The following is a 1,615-nucleotide window of genomic DNA, read 5'->3' on the forward strand; positions in this document are numbered from 1 at the left end:
CCTCGGCGCTGACCCGGCTCGCCCGGATGATGTTCCGCCTCGCGATCGAGCGCTCGCACGCCCGCGTGGCGCTGGTCGGCCTCGCCTTCACGGCGGTGTTCGTCACGATCGGCGTGCGGCTGATCGTGATGGCGGCGACGCCCGCCAGCACTAGCGACGAGCACCGGGTCGCGGCCGCCGCCACCACCACCATCCGCCCGGACATCATCGACCGCAACGGCGAGATCCTGGCCACCGACATCCGCACCGTCTCGGTCTTCGCCGAACCGAAGCGGATGGCGCGCACCTTCGACACCGACGAGGCGGTCGAGCTGCTGACCGCGGTGCTGCCCGAGCTGAACGCGGCCGAGCTGCGCGCCAAGCTGTCGTCGAAGAAGGGCTTCGTCTGGATCAAGCGCGAGATCACGCCGAAGCAGCAGCTCGAAGTGCATCGCCTCGGCATCCCCGGCGTCGGCTTCCTGCCCGATCACAAGCGCGTCTACCCGAACGGCGTCGCCGCCGCGCACATCATCGGCGCGACGAACCTCGACAATATCGGCATCGCGGGAATCGAGAAGTACATCGACAACCGCGGCAACAAGGCGCTCAACGAGTTCGGCCTCGTCGCCAAGCAGACCGACCTCTCGCCGATCCAGCTCTCCCTCGACCTGCGCGCCCAGTTCGCCGTGCGCGACGAGCTCGTGAAGGGCGTCGAGAAGTTCAAGGCCAAGGCCGGCGCCTCGATGATCCTCGACGTGACGACGGGCGAGGTCGTCGCGCTCGCCTCCTACCCGGATTTCGACCCGAACGAGCCGAAGGACGCGCTCTCGGACGACCGCATCAACCGGATGAATGTCGGCGTCTACGAGATGGGCTCGACCTTCAAGGCGATGACGCTCGCCATGGCGCTCGATTCCGGCAAATACAATGTGAACTCGACCTTCGACACCCGCGGCGGCGTGCTGCACTGGGGCCGGCAGAAGATCCACGACTACCATGCCACCGGCCGGGTGCTGACCATGCCGGAGGTGTTCACCCACTCCTCCAACATCGGTTCGGCCAAGATGGCGCTCGGCGTCGGCGTGCCCGGCCACCGCGCCTTCCTCAAGAAGATGGGCCTGCTCGACCGGATGCGCACCGAGCTGCCGGAATCGGCCGCGCCGATCCTTCCGCCGCGCTGGGCCGAGATCAACACCATCACCATCGCCTTCGGCCACGGCATCGCGGTGGCGCCGATCCAGGCGGCGGCGGCGGTGGCGGCGATCGTCAACGGCGGCGACCTGATGACGCCGACCTTCCTCAAGACCGACGAGCCGACCGCGCGGGCCAAGGCCAGCCACGTGCTCAAGCCGGAGGCAAGCGAGGCGATGCGCTTCATCATGCGCCTCAACGCCACCGAGGGCTCGGCCAAGAAGGCCTCGATCCCGCTCTACTACGTCGGCGGCAAGACCGGCACGGCGGAGAAGGTCATCAACGGGCGCTACGCCAAGAACCGCCTGTTCACGACCTTCATGGCCGCGGCCCCCATGGACAAGCCGAAATACCTGTTCCTGACGATCATGGACGAGCCGCAGGGCCTGCCCGAGACCGGCGGCTACGCCACGGCGGCCTACAATTCCGGCACGGTGACGGGCAA

General features: G+C 67.8%; 1 protein-coding gene. It reads left to right on the top strand.

Annotated features, from left to right (window positions below; genetic code table 11):
* A partial coding sequence (locus MFF42_RS26235) for a peptidoglycan D,D-transpeptidase FtsI family protein (protein WP_238258880.1) occupies nucleotides 1–1,615 on the top strand: 1,615 nt, incomplete at both ends.

This window comes from Methylorubrum podarium, assembly GCF_022179745.1.
GTDB lineage: Bacteria > Pseudomonadota > Alphaproteobacteria > Rhizobiales > Beijerinckiaceae > Methylobacterium > Methylobacterium podarium.